Raw genomic sequence first — 14,545 nt, 5'->3', positions numbered from 1 at the left:
CGTCCCGCAGCCAGGAGGTGGATGTGTACGACCCGGAGTTCGTCCTCACCTACGACGGGTTCGACCCGGAGGCCGAGGGCCTGCGCGAGTCCATGACCTCCACCGGGAACGGATACTTCTGCACCCGCGGGACCGCCGAATGGGAGGACGGGGGCGACGTTCACTACCCCGGCACGTACGCGCACCGCTGCTACAACCGCGAGACCACCATCATGGGTGGCCGCCCGGTCCTCAACGAGGATCTGGTGAACCTCCCGAACTGGCTCGTCCTGAAGCTGTGCATCGACGGCGAACAGGCGATCCGACTCGCGGACGTCGACATCCTCGCCTACCGGCACGTCTACGACATCCGCACCGCCACGGTCGTGCGTGAACTCACCTTCCGAGACCGTCGAGGACGTGAGACCTCCCTGCGCAGCCGCCGTTTCGTGAGCATGGCCCTCGCCAATCAGGCGGCGCTGGAGTGGACCCTGACCCCGCGGAACTGGTCGGGTCGGGTGGAGATCGTGTCCGCGATCGACGGCCGCGTGACCAACCGTGCCGTTGCCCGCTACCGCGACCTCGAGGGACGGCACCTCGATCCGGTGTCACCGCGCACCTTCGGGCCGGACACCATCGCGCTCAAGGTGCAGATCCGCCAGTCCGACATCTACATCGCGCAGGCTGCGCGCACGCGGGTGTTCCGCGACGGGCCCGACGCGATCGGCGACACCGTCGATCGCGATCTGTACCAGACGGAGGACTACATCCAGCAGGTCCTCGCCTTCGACGTGGCCGAGGGCGCGTCGGTGCGGATCGAGAAGATCGTGGCGATGTTCACCTCCCGCGACGACGCGATCACCGAACCGCTGGTCTCCGCCGGCCGACATGTGCTGCGGTATCCCGATTTCGCGGCCGCGCACGCCGTGCATGAAGCGGCGTGGAAGGAACTGTGGGACATCTGCGACGTCCGGGTGCCCCGGGAAGCACGCGCACAGCTGCTGTTGCGTCTGCACGTCGCCCACACCCTGCAGGTGTGCTCGCGGCACACGGCGCGGCTCGATGCGGGTGTGCCGGCCCGCGGGCTCAACGGCGAGGCGTATCGGGGTCACGTGTTCTGGGACGAGTTGTACGTCTATCCGTTCCTCGACCTTCGGATGCCCGAGGTCACCAAGGGGCTGATCCTGTACCGGTACCGCCGGCTCGGCGAGGCCCAGGCCGCCGCCCACGAGGCCGGATACCGCGGCGCGATGTTTCCGTGGCAGAGCGGCAGCGACGGCACCGAGGAGACCCAGACGGTCCATCTGAACCCGATGTCGGGGCAATGGGATCCGGACCTGAGCCGCTACCAACGTCACGTCAGCGCTGCGATCTTCTACAACGTGTGGCGGTACTGTCAGGCCACGGACGATCTGGATTTCCTCTCCGATCACGGCGCCGAGATGCTGCTCGAGATCGCGCGGTTCTGGGCGTCGGTCGCCCGCTACGATCCGCACCGCGACAGGTACGTGATCGACGGGGTGATGGGGCCGGACGAGTTCCACGAGCGCTACCCGGACTCCGATTCGCCGGGATTGCGTAACAATGCGTACACCAATGTGATGGTGGCGTGGATGGCGCAGAAGGTACTCGAGGTCTTCGAGCGTCTGTCGACGAGCAGGCAGACCGCGCTACGAGCGGCGCTGCGGGTGACCGACGAGGAGCTGCGGACCTGGTCCGCGATGAGCCGGAAGATGTTCGTGCCCTTCCACGACGGCGTGATCAGCCAGTTCGAGGGCTACGACGAGCTCGAGGAGATCGACTGGGACGCCTATCGGCGGTCGTACCCGAACATTCAGCGGATGGATCGCATCCTGCGCGCCGAAGGGCTCGATCCGAACCGGTACAAGGTGTCGAAGCAGGCCGACGCGGTGATGCTGTTCTTCCTGTTCGACGACAACGAGTTGCGTCCGCTGTTCGAGCGCCTCGGGTATCCGTACGACCGCGATCTGGTTCGCCGGACCATCGACTACTACGACGCCCGCACGTCGCACGGGTCGACGCTCAGCGTCGTCACCTACGCCGGGGTTCTCGCAGGTTTCGATCCGGAATCGTCGTGGGAACGGTTCAAGGTGGCGCTCGAGAGCGACATCAGCGATGTGCAGGGCGGCACCACGAAGGAGGGCATCCACATGGGTGTGATGGCGGGCACCCTCGACCTGCTGCAGCGCTACTACGTCGGTGCACGCATCTACGGCGGTGTGCTGGTCTTCCGGCCCCGGCTCATCGATCATCTCGACGGGGTGTCGTTCTCGATGCGGTATCGGGGTACTCCCCTGCGGGTGCAGATCGTGGGTGCCGTGTTGCGGGTCCGCGCGGAGACCGAAGGGTTCCGTGTTCCGGTGCGGGTGGGGGTGAACGGGCAGATCATCGAGCTCGGTGCCGGACAATCGTACGAGTTCCCCATCCCCGCCTCCCCCGCCGCGGTGTGACGAGGACGGGAGCATCAGCATGCAGGAGGTGGCGGTGTCGTTCGCAGCAGTGATCTTCGACGTCGACGGAGTGTTGGTGGACTCGCCGCACGAACGTGCATGGCGGGATGCCTTGGCCGATCTGATGACCGGGCCCTGGTCGGACGTGCGTGACCGATCGCGGTGGACCCCGGACGGTTTCACCCCGGAGGTGTACCGCTCGGTGCTGTCGGGGAAGCCGCGTGCGGAGGGTGCGTCGGCGTGTCTCGAATACTTCGGTGTACCCGATGCCGCAGAGCGCGTCGAGGAGTACTCCGTGCACAAGCAGGCGCTGCTCGAGCGGCTGATCGACGCCCGCCGGTTCGACGCCTACGCCGACGCGGTGCGTTTCGTCGCTGCGGTGCGGGCCGCCGGGTTCGCGACAGCGGCGGCGTCGTCGTCGAAGAACGCCCATCGATTCCTGCGGGCGGTGCGGATGGAGGATTTCACAGCGGATTCGGGTCCGCTGCTCGACGTGTTCGACGTGGACCTGTCGGGGCGCGACTTCGCACACGGCAAGCCGGATCCGGAGATCTTCGTGACGGCCGCGGCCGAACTCGGTGTCCCGCCGCAGCGCTGCGTCGTCGTCGAGGATGCGGTCAGCGGCATGCAGGCCGCCAAGGCCGGTGGTATGGCCGCGCTGGGGGTGGCTCGTGCCGGAGACGAGGAGGAACTGCGGGTTGCCGGAGCGGATCTGGTCGTCACCGATCTCGGCTCCGTCGATGTGGCGGCGCTCGGTGAGGGACGGTTGACCTGTACCGACGCCTGATGTTCGCGGCCGGTCACAGGCCGAGGGACGTGACGGCGTTACCCACGAGCCCTGCGTGATGACGGCTGTACAGCGCAACCATGCGTTCGTCGGCGTGCCCGGTCTGCGTCATGATCGTCTGTGTGGTGGCGCCGCCACGCACGGCCTGGGTGACGAAGCCGGCGCGGAGGCTGTGACCGCCGAGGGTCGCGACGAGTTCGGGACTGAATCCGGCGCGGCGCGCTCGACGTTGGATCATCGAGTGCACGGACTGCCCGGACAACGCGTCGGGACCGATGGCGCCCGTGTGATGCACCGGCCGGAACAGCGGCCGCTGCCCGTCCGTCGGAACACCGGCGGCGAGACCGCGGCAACAGTGTTCCTCGGTGGGCGTGTCCGGTTCCGTGAGTGCGTCGCGGACAGCAGACCGGCCATCGGTGTCCCATAGGTCGAGGATCTCGCGCCAGCGCCGGTACGCGCAGACGGGGCAGGTGCGCGGGTCGGTGCCGTACGGGAGCGTGACGGTCCGGCCGGCGGCGTTGCGGTCGGTCTTGGAACGCCGGATGTGCACGTACAGTCCGTCGGCGCGATGCGGGACGACATCGGCGAGTTGCAGCGCGGTCAACTCGGAGCGACGCAGTGCACCGGCCAGTCCGAGCAGCAGCAACGCGGTGTCGCGACGTTCGGCGACGCGGTCCGCCCAGGTGGAGGCGTGAGTACGCATGTCCCCGACGATCGTGCGGACGTCGTCGGTGAGCAGCGGGGTGCGGCGAGCCGGCGGTGTCGCGCGGCTGCGGCGAAGCCCCCGGAGCAGGTCACGGACAGCTTCGTGGGCACCGGGTTTCGGATGCCCCGCGAGGGAGTGCATCTTGTTGATCGTCGACACCCATCGCGACAGGGTCGACGGTGCGTACGCCCACCGCCCGTCGGGGCGGATCTCGGTGGACTTCTCGGTGAGGAACCAGGCGAGTTGGTCGGCGGTGGTGGGAATCGGGGCGTGCCCGGTGGCGTCGCACCATCGGGTGTAGATCGTCCAGTCCGCGAGATGCGCGGCGCGGGTGTTCTCGGACGAGGCCATCTCGCGGAGCCGCCGCATCGCGTCGGTGACCGTGTCCGGTGGCTGCGGTGTGCCCGCGAGGTCCGGTCGATGCGGATTCCCCGGGGAATCGATCGGCGCCGTCATGGGCGGGCGTTGGCGCGCCGAACGCGCAGATCGCGGGCGAGATGATCGCGTTGTTCGACGACGAGGCGCAGCAGTGCTGCGGGCGCGTCGGTGTTGGCGTCGAGCCAGCCGTCGACGAGGTCGAGGCTGTCGGTGGCGGGGAACAGTCCGAGCACGATCCGGCGGGCGATCTCGATGCTGCGGTCACTCCAGGTGTCACGGAGCAGCGCGAAGTAGTCGACGTCGTACGGACCGATCAGGTCGCGGCGCGCCCCGGCGCGGAAACCGGCGATGGTCGCGTCGAGGTGGTCGTTGCTGAGGGTGTGATCTGCGCAGATCGATGCCCACGCGTGAGCCTTGACCTCGGCGCGGGGTCGGGCGGCGAGGGCCCGTCGGTGCGCCGTGCGGCCCGTCGCGGTGTCGTCGTTGTCCAGTTCGACCCGCAGATCCGCTTCGTCCGCGTGCCCGGTCGCAGCCAGCGCCGTCCACCACGACCAGCGCAGATCCGGATCGAGGCGGAGTCCGGGCGGCGCCGATGACGGGTCGTCGAGCCAGGCTCGCAGTTGCGGGGCACGGGTGTCGTCGACGGTCGCCGCGACACCGACGGCGCGCGCGAACGCGAGTTGGGCGTCGCTGCCGGCGGCGGAGTCGACGGTGCCGCGCCACACCGTGTCGAGCCATGCAGTGCGCGCGTCGGGGCGCTCGGCCGGCGGCAGGTAGTGCTCGACGGCAGCGGCGGAATTCGCGAGGACGGCGGTGAGCAGGGTGATGTCCGGTTCCGTGATCGCGAATCGACGCGTCATGTCGAGGTATCGGGTGACCGGCAGGTCACCGTCTCGGGTGGCGTTCCACAGGGCAGACCAGATCAGACCGCGGGCCAGCGGGTCGGTCAGCCGGTCGAGTTCCGCGTCGACGGTGTCGAGTGACCGCGGGTCGAGGCGGATCTTGGCGTAGGTCAGATCGTCGTCGTTGAGCAGGATCAACGGCGCGTCGGGGAGTTCGATGGGGGTGTGTACGTCGGCGAGGTCGATCTCGACACGGTAGTTGCGGACCAGATCGCCCGCGGTGTCGCGGTCGTAGAGCCCGATGGCCAGGCGGTGCGGGCGCGGATCGGTCTGGGTGATGACGTAGCCGTCGCCGTCCACGGAGTCGAGGGTGAGGGTGGATACGCCGGTGGTCTGCAACCACGCCTGCGCCCACGCCGTCAGATCCCGTCCCGATGCCTCGGAGAGTTCGGTGAGGAGGTCGTCGAGGGTCGTGTTGCCGAATTCGTGCGTGCGGAAGTATCGACGGACACCGGCGAAGAATGCGTCTCGGCCGACGTACGCGACGAGCTGTTTGAGGACGGATGCGCCCTTGGCGTAGGTGATGCCGTCGAAGTTCAGTTTCGCGGCTTCGAGGTCGACGATGTCTGCGACGATCGGATGAGTGGTGGGCAGTTGGTCCTGCGCGTAGGCCCACGCCTTGCGACGGTTCGCGAACGCAACCCAGGCGTCGACGAAGCGGGTGGCCTCGGCGCTGACGAGGGCGCCCATGAAGTCGGCGAAGGACTCTTTGAGCCACAGGTCGTCCCACCATTTCATGGTGACGAGATCGCCGAACCACATGTGGGCCATCTCGTGCAGGATCGTGTTGGCGCGGGCCTGACGTTGCGCGTCGGTGGCGGCGCTGCGGAAGACGTAGGCCTCGGTGAAGGTGACGCAGCCGGGATTCTCCATCGCCCCCAGGTTGTACTCGGGGACGAACACCTGGTCGTACTTGCCGAACGGGTACGGGTAGTCGAAGTGCTCGGCGTAGAAGTCCAGTCCCTGGGCGGTGATCTCGAAGATCTCGTCGGCGTCGAGGTGTTCGGCGAGCGATGCGCGGCACAGGACACGCAGCGGAACGGTGAGTTCTCCCCTGGTCCAATGGGAGTCGATGCGGTGGTACGGGCCGGCGACGACGGCCGTGAGATAGGTGGAGATCGGTAGCGTCGCCGCGAACGTCACGGTCTGGCTCTGCTCGCCGCGACGACGCTGTTCGACGACGCTGTTCGACAGCACCTGCCAGTGCGGAGGTGCTGTCACCACGAAGGTGAACGACGCCTTGAGATCGGGTTGTTCGAAGCACGCGAAGACGCGCCGCGAGTCGGCGGGTTCGTACTGGGTGTAGAGGTACGTGTGGTCGTCCACGGGATCGACGAAACGGTGCAGGCCCTCCCCGGAGGTGCTGTAGCGGCCGGTCGCGACGACCGTGACGACGTTGATCTCACGCAGCCCCGTGACGGTGATGCGTGCGCCGTCGTAGACGACAGGGATCAGGTCGCCGTTGACGGTGACCGATTCGACGGAGCCGCCGAGGAAGTCGATCCACGTTTCGTGGGTGGAGGCGGTGAATTCGACAGTGGTGACCGTGGGGAAGCCGTTGCGGTGCGGGTCGAGGGCGCCACACAGGTCGAGTTCGACGTGGTACGAGTGGACGTCGAGGGCTCGTGCACGTGCAGCGGTTTCGGCTCGGGACAGGTTCGCGGAACTCACGGTCACTGATCCTGCCACTTCGATGCCCGGTTCTCGGGGACTCGTGGCGCATGCGTGTGCCGCACCCGCACGACGGTGCGGGCACCCGGATCCGGGCACCGGTGTGGTCAGGCGCCGAGGACCTGGGCCGCGGGAGTACTGCTGCGACCGATCAATCGGCGCAGGTCGGTGCTGGTACTGTCGAGCGCCCCGGCCGCGATGCCGGCGTCGGAGTCCGCGAGGATCTCGGCGAACGGGGCGGGAACACCGGCCTTTTCGAGGACCGCGGCGTAGTCGGCCTCCGGAAGATCTCGGTAGGTCACGGGTGCACCCACGATGGCGGACAGGATCTGCGCGATGTCCGCACTGGTGAGGTGTTCGTCGCCTGCGAGCTCGTAGACGGCACCCGCCTGTCCGTCGGTGGTAAGGACGACGGCGGCCGCGTCGGCGTAGTCCCGGCGTGCCGCACCGGCAATACGACCGGTTCCGGCGGCGCCGAACAGGGCGCCGGTGGCCCGCGCGGTGGAAACAGCCGCGTCGTAGTTCTCCCAGTACCAGCCGTTGCGCAACAGTGCGTGCGCAATCCCGGATTCGACCAGCAGTTTCTCGGTGGCGCGGTGGTCGTCGCCCAGCGCGAGCGGAGTGACGGGGACGCCGAGCAGGGAGGTGTAGGCGATGAATCCGACCCCGGCCGCACCCGCGGCATCGATGATGTTCGTGTGCTGGGCGAGTCGCTGCCCCACCTCGCTGCCCGAGATGAGCAGCAGTTTGTCGACACCGTCGAACGCTGCACGCAGGGCGGCGGCGTCGGCGTAATCCGCAACGCGCACCTGGATTCCGGTGGCGGCGAGATCGGCGGCCTTGGTCGCGTCGCGGACGACGGCAACGAGGTCGCCCGGGGCGACGCCGCGCTCGCGCAGCGCATCGATGGTGTGGCGGCCGAGGTGGCCGGTTGCTCCGGTGACGGCGATGGTCATGTGGTCGAACCCTTTCGTTGATCCTTCAACCGACATCCAGTCTTACACTTACTTTTCGTAAGCGCAAACATAATCTGTGGCGCTACCTTTCTGGATGCGCGGTATCGTGGTCGCCGTGAGCACCGACAGATCCCTGGCCGCGGACGTCTTCGCGCGCGACTGCGCGACGCGGCCTGTCCTGCAGGCCGTCACCGGCCGATGGGGTGCCCTCGTGTTGGTCGCACTGGCCTCCGGCACCCACCGATTCTCCGAACTGCGACGCCGCGTCGACGGGATCAGCGAACGGATGCTGTCGCAGACGTTGCACAAGCTCGAACGTGACGGACTGGTGCGCCGCGACGTCCAGACCACCATCCCCCCGCATGTGGAGTACTCCCTCACCGACCTCGGCCGACGCATCACCACCCCCCTGGCGACACTCATCGAACTCGTCGAGCAGTCGCTGCCCGAGATCGCCGAGGCACAGGTCGCCTACGACGCGGAGCACTGACACGACGCGCCGGTCGAGTCGACGATGGCGGCCGAGCGCGTGAGCCTCAGCAGGGTGCGGTGAGCCGGTCGACGATCACCGACCGGGCGGCACGCCCCTCGGGAGTGGGGAGCAACGGATACACGTGCAGCAGGTTGCGGCCCTCGTGATAGTCGACGTCGACCCCGGCCGACGCCGCGTTGTCCACGAGCAACCGCGCGTCGGGGTGAACGATGTCGCGGGTCCCGGTGAACACGGTGAGGGGGCCGAGCCCACGCGGGTCGGCGGCGATCGGGCTCACCCGGGGGTCGTCGAGGGGCAGTTCACCACGCCAGTGGTCGATGAACAATCGGGTGCCCTCGCGACCGAGCCACGGATCGACGGGCTGGATGCGGTCGATCTCGGGATTGGTCATCGACAGGTCCACCGCCGGTGAGATCAGAACGGTGCGCGGCACCGTCACGTTGTGGACGTCGCGCAGGACGATCGCGGCTGACAGCGCGATCTGGCCACCCGCCGAATCCCCCGCCAGATGCACCTGCCCGAAACGATCACGGTTTCGGCGGACGAGATCCACGACACCGGCCACCACGCGATCGGCAGTGCCGAACGGTACCAGGGGATAGATGGGCACGGTCACCGTCGTTGCGGCTTCGGCGGCGATGTGCGCCACGAGAGACCAGTGCTGGGAGACGATCTCACCGACCCAGCCACCACCGTGGACATAGACCGTGTTTCCGTGTGGAGCGGTGGCGGTGGGCGTGACGGTGTACACGGGCCAGCCGTCCGAGCTGTCCACTGCGATCTCGACGTCGCGCCGGAGACGTCGGGGCGGGCCGTACGGTCGCGGCCGCAAGACACAGTCGTCGAGGAACTCCTGCGCTCCCGCGGCACTGGTGTACCGGCGGTTGCGACGCATCACCCGGATCACGCCGGGAACCATGCGGCTCGGCAGGCTCGGCCTCAAAGATCCTCCCCATCACGCGCTCGGGGCCGGACGACCCGGATCCCTGCCGACTCTATACGGGGTCGCCGTAGCACTCGGGAAGAATCGGACGGATATGACCAAGCAGCCTTCTGACCTCGGAATACTCGTACTCGGAGACCGATCGTCGGCGCACACCACACTCACAGCACCGCGCTCAGCTGATCGGTGCATTCAGGGTAAGCCTGGATGCGCCGGTCCCGATGACGAGACCCGCGAGCCGTAGCGACGAAATGCCCATGCCGTAGTGAAAGAGCCGGGCACTCCCTCGCGGTTCCCCAGACCGGAGGTGTGCGCTCAGCCCGTATCCACCCGATTCTTCCGAGTACTACGGCTACCCCTATACGCCCCACCGGGTGTCGGCGGTGCGGTCCGGGCGCGGGGATCACGGGTGAACCGTGGTCCCCACGCCGTCGGTCAGCTGATCCGGGAGACAGTGGTGATCTGTCGGGTCATCGTGACGCCACAGTCCTCGAGCACCCGGGTGACGAAGGGCTCCGGGTCGATGCAGGCTTCGGGCGACATCAGGCCCTTCCTGGTGATGCGTCCCTCGAGCAGCTGTCGGACGGCAGCGGCGGCGGCACGCGGGGTGGGGTCGTGGGCCGGTCCACCGGTGTAGATCACCTGGGTCTCGAACAGAGCCCGGGCGGGCTCCCGTTACCTTCTTCGTAGTCCCGCACCGCGGGGCCACGGTCGCCAGGTTCGGTATGACTTTCTTCCCCTGTCTCTCGAATGATCCGGGGGTGGTGTCGCCGAGCCTGGTGGCATCGGTAGACCGCTGATAGGGACAAGGCCACCGGGTTCGAGGTAGGTCTCTTTGTAACGTGGGTGCCGGGTATCGATGCGGGATCGGCGACCGGTAGGACCGGACGAAAGACTGCTTCATGGACACGAGTTACGCCGTGTTTTGCGGCATCGACGTGGGTAAAAGCGATCATCACGCGGTCGGGCTGGACACCGCCGGCGGCCGACTGTTCGACAAGGCACTGCCGAACGACGAGGCCCGACTACGGGCTGTGTTCGCGGATCTGGCCGTACACGGGCCGATCCTGGTGGTCGTCGATCAACCGAACACGATCGGCGCGCTGCCGGTCACCGTTGCCCGAGCTTGCGGTCACGACGTCGCCTACCTGCCGGGGTTGTCGATGCGTCGGGTCGCCGACCTGTATCCGGGGCAAGCGAAAACCGATGCCCGCGATGCGTTCATCATCGCCGATACCGCCCGCACCATGCCGCACACGATGCGCCGGGTCGACGTCGGTGACGAGACCCTGACCGAACTCGGTGTGCTCGTCGGGTTCGACGACGACCTCGCCGGCGAGGCGACCCGGGTCAGCAACCGCATCCGAGGACTGCTCACCGGCATCCACCCTGCCCTCGAACGAGTACTGGGACCTCGGATCAACCATCTGGCTGTCCTCGAGATCCTGTCCCGCTATGGCGGACCGGTCGGGATCCGACAGGCCGGCAAACGCCGAATCACCACCCTCGCGGTCAAACACGCACCGCGGATGGGCGCCCGCCTGGCCGAGGAAATCTTCGCCGCCCTGGACGCGCAGACCGTGACGGTTCCCGGCAGCAAGGCCGCCGAGATCGTGCTGCCGAAACTCGCAGACTCGCTCAAAGAGGTGCTGCAACAACGCAGAGCCATCGGTGACGACGTCGAGAGGATTCTCGACGAGCACCCTCTTTCCCAGGTCCTGACCTCGATGCCCGGCATCGGAGTCAGGACCGCAGCACGCATCCTTATCGAGATCGGTGACGGTTCGGACTTCGCCTCGGCCGGGCACCTCGCCGCCTACGCCGGCATCGCCCCGGTCACCCACCGCTCCGGCACCTCGATCCGCGGCGAGCACCCGGCCCGCTCGGGCAACCGGAAACTCAAACGCGCCCTGTTCCTGTCCGCGTTCGCGGCCCTGCACGACCCGACCAGCCGCGCCTACTACGACCGCAAACGCGCCGAGGGCAAGAGACACAACGCCGCCCTGATCTGCCTCGCCCGACGCCGCTGCGACGTCCTGCACGCGATGCTCAAGAACAAGACCTTCTACCAGCCACCAACCGCAGACGCGGCGTGATCACGCCCAGCAGGCGTGCTAACGCACTCGCTTCGCCAGATGGACCAGCGCATAGCCGCCTGGAGTCGGAGTTCGGTGCGTTTCCTGATAACCGAACCGAGAGTAGAGCCGCAGGTTGCCGAGGCTGCGCTCACCCGTGAACAACTGCAGATCAGTGATCTGCTCAGGTAGTCGCTCTTCCACCAGTTCGAGCAGTCGACTGCCCCGGCCCCGGCCCTGCATGTCCGGTGCCACGACCAGCCGTCCCAACTCGGCGATGTGAAGCTCCGTCAGAGAGAGATACACGCGCACGGCGGCGACGAGACGCCGGGAGTCGTCGCGCAACCCGAACGCGAGAACGTCGGGCTGCGTCAGCTCGCTCACCAACTCGGCGAAGGACTGCATCAACGGGGGAAGGTTCACGTCATCGTGGGCCTGAGCCTCAGTCACATACGCAGCCCGCTGCAACGTCAGCAGCTCACCCGCGTCCCCACCCGACAGCGTCACAACGGATTCCATGCACGTCGACTATTCCAGCCCCTACCGGACCGCACTCCAGTGGCATCCCCGAGCGGTTGACATCAACATAGGGACCCCCCGATCTCCCCGTCCGCGACGATCTGCATGACGGTGCCGGGCATGCGCGACGGTTCGACCGCCAGCCCCTTCTCACCCTCCGGCGTCGCCATGAACCGGGCCAGGTATTCGCGCGGGGAGACGGGCAGTCCGGCGAGCGGGTTCGGGTCGGTGAGTCCGAGTCGCTCGAAGCTCTGCCACAGTTCGTTGCCGGCCTGCTCGAACCAGGTGAAGCGCACGGTGGCGTTCCGCAGACCCGGTACGTACGTGCCGAGGGTGATGCCCTCGGGGTGCCCCATGTAGCCGGCCTGCACGGTCGTATCGAAGGGCGGACCGAATGTCGCGGGCCGCGGATCACCCCACGCGGGCACCGGCCGGATCTCACCGTCGATGAACTGCCGGACGTCCCCGGACATCGAGTGCAGCATGTGCTCGTTGATGGTGGCGCCCATGTTCACCAGGTAGGGAATCGCCATCGTCACGTCGATGCTGTGCGTCGAGTCCAGCGATTCGGCCGCCCAGCGCCCGATCAGGCTGGTGATGCCGGGCGCATATCCCATGCCGAAGATCACGGTGACCCCCGCCGTTCTGGCGGCCTCGTCGAGATCGGTCGCGCGGACCAACTGTTCGGCGACGTCGTATTCATCGCACACGTCGACGTAGTGGACACCGCACTCGATCGCGGCGCGGATGATGGGCATGCCGAAGCGGTAGAACGGCCCGACGGCGTTGAACACCACGTCGGCACCGGTGATCACCGACCGGATGCTTGCCGGGTCGGAGGCATCGAACCGGGCGGCGGTGCCCCCGACGCTCCGGGCGAGCGCATCCGCCTTGGTGAGGTCGAGGTCGGCGATCACGAGTTCGTCGTGGAGACCGAGGGGTGCGAGAAGGTGCGCAACCTTCCCTGCGATCGAGCCTGCGCTGAGAATGACGAGCTTCATGGGCGGTCCTCTGCGGGGTGATGGTTGACGGGCGCACTCCGACGCACGTCCGCTCGGGGCTACCCCGGTCGGACGAGTGCGAGGCACATGATCTGCTCCCGAACAACATTAAGTCAACAGCCTGTGTCGTTAACTGGAAACCGACCCTCCCCCATCACCGGCGCCGACCGCGAGGGCGCCCGGGTCGCGGCGCCCGGGTCACGGTGCCGCGAGCGAACGGTCCGTCTGCTCGATTCGACTCGATCGGTCGGTACATTCGCCCACCGGGAGCTGATCGTCATAAGTGGGCATTATGACGATCAAACCCTTCCCATCAATACATGCGCATATATAGTTTCGTTACCCGCCTATCCCCCTTCTAATCGTCTGCTCACCGCCATCCTGCCGTATCTACCAGGTCTTTTGGTTTTCGTTTCGTTTCATTTCGTTTTTCATTTCATTTTGTGTACGTTTATCGACATGGAATCCGCCGAGACGAGCGCCGCCGAGTCCGAACGCGACACCACCGCGAAGCCACGCGTGGGCCGCCCGCGCAAGTACGACTCCCCCGCCGACCGGGTACGCGCACACCGCGAACGAGTCCGGCGACGCCGCGAGGAACAGCAACTTCAGGAGTCCCTACCTGCGACCCCGGCCGATGCCGCGACCGATCTCCGAGCCGCGGTCGATGCCCTCCGCACGTTGACGGCGGCGAGCATCGAGCAGCACACCGCGGTCGCCACCCGCATCACCGCAGCACTCGACAAGCTCGCCGACCCGGCCGCCGTCGACGCCCAGTTGCAACGGTCCGCCGCCGAACTCGCAAAGGTCCGCGCCGACGCCGACGCGAAGACCGCGAAACTGCGGGAGCAGTTGTCCCGCGCCGTCGACGACCGCGACAACGCGGACGCCGCAGTCGACGCGGTCGACCGTGAACTCGCCGACGCGCGCGATGCCCACACCGAGAAGGTGCGCGCCCTCGAAGCTGCCCACCACGACGAACTCGCCCGCACCGACGAGCGGCATGCCGCCGAACTCGCCCGCCACCGCGACGAACATGCCGCTGCCGTCACCGAACTCGAGACCACCGTCGCCGACCTCCGAGCGACCGTCGCCACCCAGCAACAGCAGCTGGGTCGGGTGACCGCCGAGCACGACCGTCTCGGATCCGACCTCGACGACCTCCGTGAACTGCTCACCCGCACCGAATCCGACGTCGAACGCGCCCGTGCCGAGTCGACACGTCACGCCGAGAGCGCCGCACGTGCCACCGCGGAACTCACCGCGGAGCGTGAGCGGGTGGCCGACCTACGCGACGCGCTCGAAGCCGCGCGGGTCTCCGCTGCGTCCGCGCAGGCCGCCGAGACCGCCGCGCGCGAACGTCTCGACGAGTTGCGCGGCGATCTCACACAGGCCCGCGACGACGCGAGCGCAGCCCGACGACAACTCGACGAACTGCGCACCGAACTCGGCCGTGTCCGCGCGGCCGCCCCGCCGTCGGGTTCGCCCACCACCGGGTCTGGACCTCGCGGCGCGACCGCGGGATAGTGAAGAGGTGCCGTCACCCCGGCAAAGCGGAGTTCGTGCGCGTGCGTTGCCCGCGCGCCGGGTTCCTCCGTGTGTGATCGGCGCCGGGCGACGCCGCGCGCGATCCGATCCGTGAGCGCGTTCCGAACCGCACCTTT

At 67.6% G+C, this 14,545-nt stretch carries 12 protein-coding genes; 5 read left to right on the top strand and 7 right to left on the bottom strand.

The genetic code is table 11. The features are described 5' to 3' along the window. Positions 1 to 23: 23 nt before the first annotated feature. Positions 24 to 2,450, top strand: coding sequence for a glycoside hydrolase family 65 protein (locus tag LDQ05_RS05925; protein ID WP_226435964.1), 2,427 nt, complete (start codon positions 24 to 26; stop codon positions 2,448 to 2,450). Positions 2,451 to 2,484: 34 nt separating this feature from the next. Continuing rightward, complete coding sequence (locus tag LDQ05_RS05920) at positions 2,485 to 3,237, top strand: HAD family hydrolase (protein ID WP_226435963.1); 753 nt, start codon at positions 2,485 to 2,487, stop codon at positions 3,235 to 3,237. A 13-nt stretch (positions 3,238 to 3,250) separates the two neighbouring features. Here LDQ05_RS05920 and LDQ05_RS05915 read toward each other — a convergent pair whose 3' ends face one another. The 3 genes from LDQ05_RS05915 to LDQ05_RS05905 all read right to left on the bottom strand — a co-directional run bounded on the left by LDQ05_RS05915 (position 3,251) and on the right by LDQ05_RS05905 (position 7,850). Next, positions 3,251 to 4,399: a site-specific integrase gene (locus LDQ05_RS05915; protein ID WP_226435962.1), complete on the bottom strand. Its 1,149-nt coding sequence runs from the start codon at positions 4,397 to 4,399 to the stop codon at positions 3,251 to 3,253. Further along, on the bottom strand, positions 4,396 to 6,894 hold the full coding sequence (gene pepN / locus LDQ05_RS05910; RefSeq protein ID WP_226435961.1) for an aminopeptidase N: 2,499 nt from the start codon (positions 6,892 to 6,894) through the stop codon (positions 4,396 to 4,398). Before pepN ends, LDQ05_RS05915 begins: the two co-directional genes overlap by 4 nt. A 107-nt stretch (positions 6,895 to 7,001) precedes the next feature. After that, entirely contained in the window at positions 7,002 to 7,850 is an 849-nt protein-coding gene (locus LDQ05_RS05905; protein WP_226435960.1) for an NmrA family NAD(P)-binding protein, read from the bottom strand. Positions 7,851 to 7,944: 94 nt separating this feature from the next. On the opposite strand from LDQ05_RS05905, the gene LDQ05_RS05900 reads away from it, so the two are divergent. Continuing rightward, the gene (locus tag LDQ05_RS05900; RefSeq protein ID WP_264184495.1) at positions 7,945 to 8,340 is read left to right on the top strand and encodes a winged helix-turn-helix transcriptional regulator; all 396 of its coding nucleotides are present in this window, start codon (positions 7,945 to 7,947) and stop codon (positions 8,338 to 8,340) included. Positions 8,341 to 8,386: 46 nt separating this feature from the next. On the opposite strand, the gene LDQ05_RS05895 is transcribed toward LDQ05_RS05900, so the two are convergent. Next, positions 8,387 to 9,286 carry an alpha/beta hydrolase fold domain-containing protein gene (locus LDQ05_RS05895; RefSeq protein ID WP_226435958.1) on the bottom strand — a complete coding sequence of 300 codons (900 nt, stop codon included), beginning with the start codon at positions 9,284 to 9,286 and terminating at the stop codon, positions 8,387 to 8,389. Between the two features lie 435 nt (positions 9,287 to 9,721). Further along, positions 9,722 to 9,928: a hypothetical protein gene (locus LDQ05_RS05890; protein WP_226435957.1), complete on the bottom strand. Its 207-nt coding sequence runs from the start codon at positions 9,926 to 9,928 to the stop codon at positions 9,722 to 9,724. A gap of 260 nt (positions 9,929 to 10,188) precedes the next feature. Between LDQ05_RS05890 and LDQ05_RS05885 the strand changes: the two genes are divergently transcribed. Continuing rightward, entirely contained in the window at positions 10,189 to 11,382 is a 1,194-nt protein-coding gene (locus LDQ05_RS05885; protein WP_226435956.1) for an IS110 family RNA-guided transposase, read from the top strand. Positions 11,383 to 11,400: 18 nt separating this feature from the next. Here the strand turns inward: LDQ05_RS05885 and LDQ05_RS05880 are convergent, their stop codons facing one another. Both LDQ05_RS05880 and LDQ05_RS05875 read right to left on the bottom strand, forming a co-directional pair. Continuing rightward, complete coding sequence (locus LDQ05_RS05880; RefSeq protein WP_068165734.1) at positions 11,401 to 11,880, bottom strand: GNAT family N-acetyltransferase; 480 nt, start codon at positions 11,878 to 11,880, stop codon at positions 11,401 to 11,403. Positions 11,881 to 11,942: 62 nt separating this feature from the next. Beyond that, positions 11,943 to 12,881 carry a saccharopine dehydrogenase family protein gene (locus LDQ05_RS05875; protein WP_226435955.1) on the bottom strand — a complete coding sequence of 313 codons (939 nt, stop codon included), beginning with the start codon at positions 12,879 to 12,881 and terminating at the stop codon, positions 11,943 to 11,945. A 459-nt stretch (positions 12,882 to 13,340) separates the two neighbouring features. Here LDQ05_RS05875 and LDQ05_RS05870 point away from each other — a divergent pair, with 459 nt between their 5' ends. After that, positions 13,341 to 14,408: a hypothetical protein gene (locus tag LDQ05_RS05870; protein ID WP_226435954.1), complete on the top strand. Its 1,068-nt coding sequence runs from the start codon at positions 13,341 to 13,343 to the stop codon at positions 14,406 to 14,408. Positions 14,409 to 14,545 lie beyond the last annotated feature (137 nt).

The organism is Rhodococcus yananensis (assembly GCF_020515525.1).
Classification (GTDB): Bacteria; Actinomycetota; Actinomycetes; order Mycobacteriales; family Mycobacteriaceae; genus Rhodococcus; species Rhodococcus yananensis.
Note: the sequence above shows the minus strand (reverse complement) of the source record. Positions and strands in the feature narration are given on the sequence as shown.

Excerpts from the sequence above, each read along its gene's own strand:
- LDQ05_RS05885 (WP_226435956.1), top strand. The coding sequence starts at position 10,189 with ATGGACACGAGTTACGCCGTGTTTTGCGGCATCGACGTGGGTAAAAGC.
- LDQ05_RS05870 (WP_226435954.1), top strand. The coding sequence starts at position 13,341 with ATGGAATCCGCCGAGACGAGCGCCGCCGAGTCCGAACGCGACACCACC.
- LDQ05_RS05880 (WP_068165734.1), bottom strand. The coding sequence starts at position 11,880 with ATGGAATCCGTTGTGACGCTGTCGGGTGGGGACGCGGGTGAGCTGCTG.
- LDQ05_RS05915 (WP_226435962.1), bottom strand. The coding sequence starts at position 4,399 with ATGACGGCGCCGATCGATTCCCCGGGGAATCCGCATCGACCGGACCTC.
- LDQ05_RS05905 (WP_226435960.1), bottom strand. The coding sequence starts at position 7,850 with ATGACCATCGCCGTCACCGGAGCAACCGGCCACCTCGGCCGCCACACC.
- LDQ05_RS05875 (WP_226435955.1), bottom strand. The coding sequence starts at position 12,881 with ATGAAGCTCGTCATTCTCAGCGCAGGCTCGATCGCAGGGAAGGTTGCG.
- LDQ05_RS05900 (WP_264184495.1), top strand. The coding sequence starts at position 7,945 with ATGCGCGGTATCGTGGTCGCCGTGAGCACCGACAGATCCCTGGCCGCG.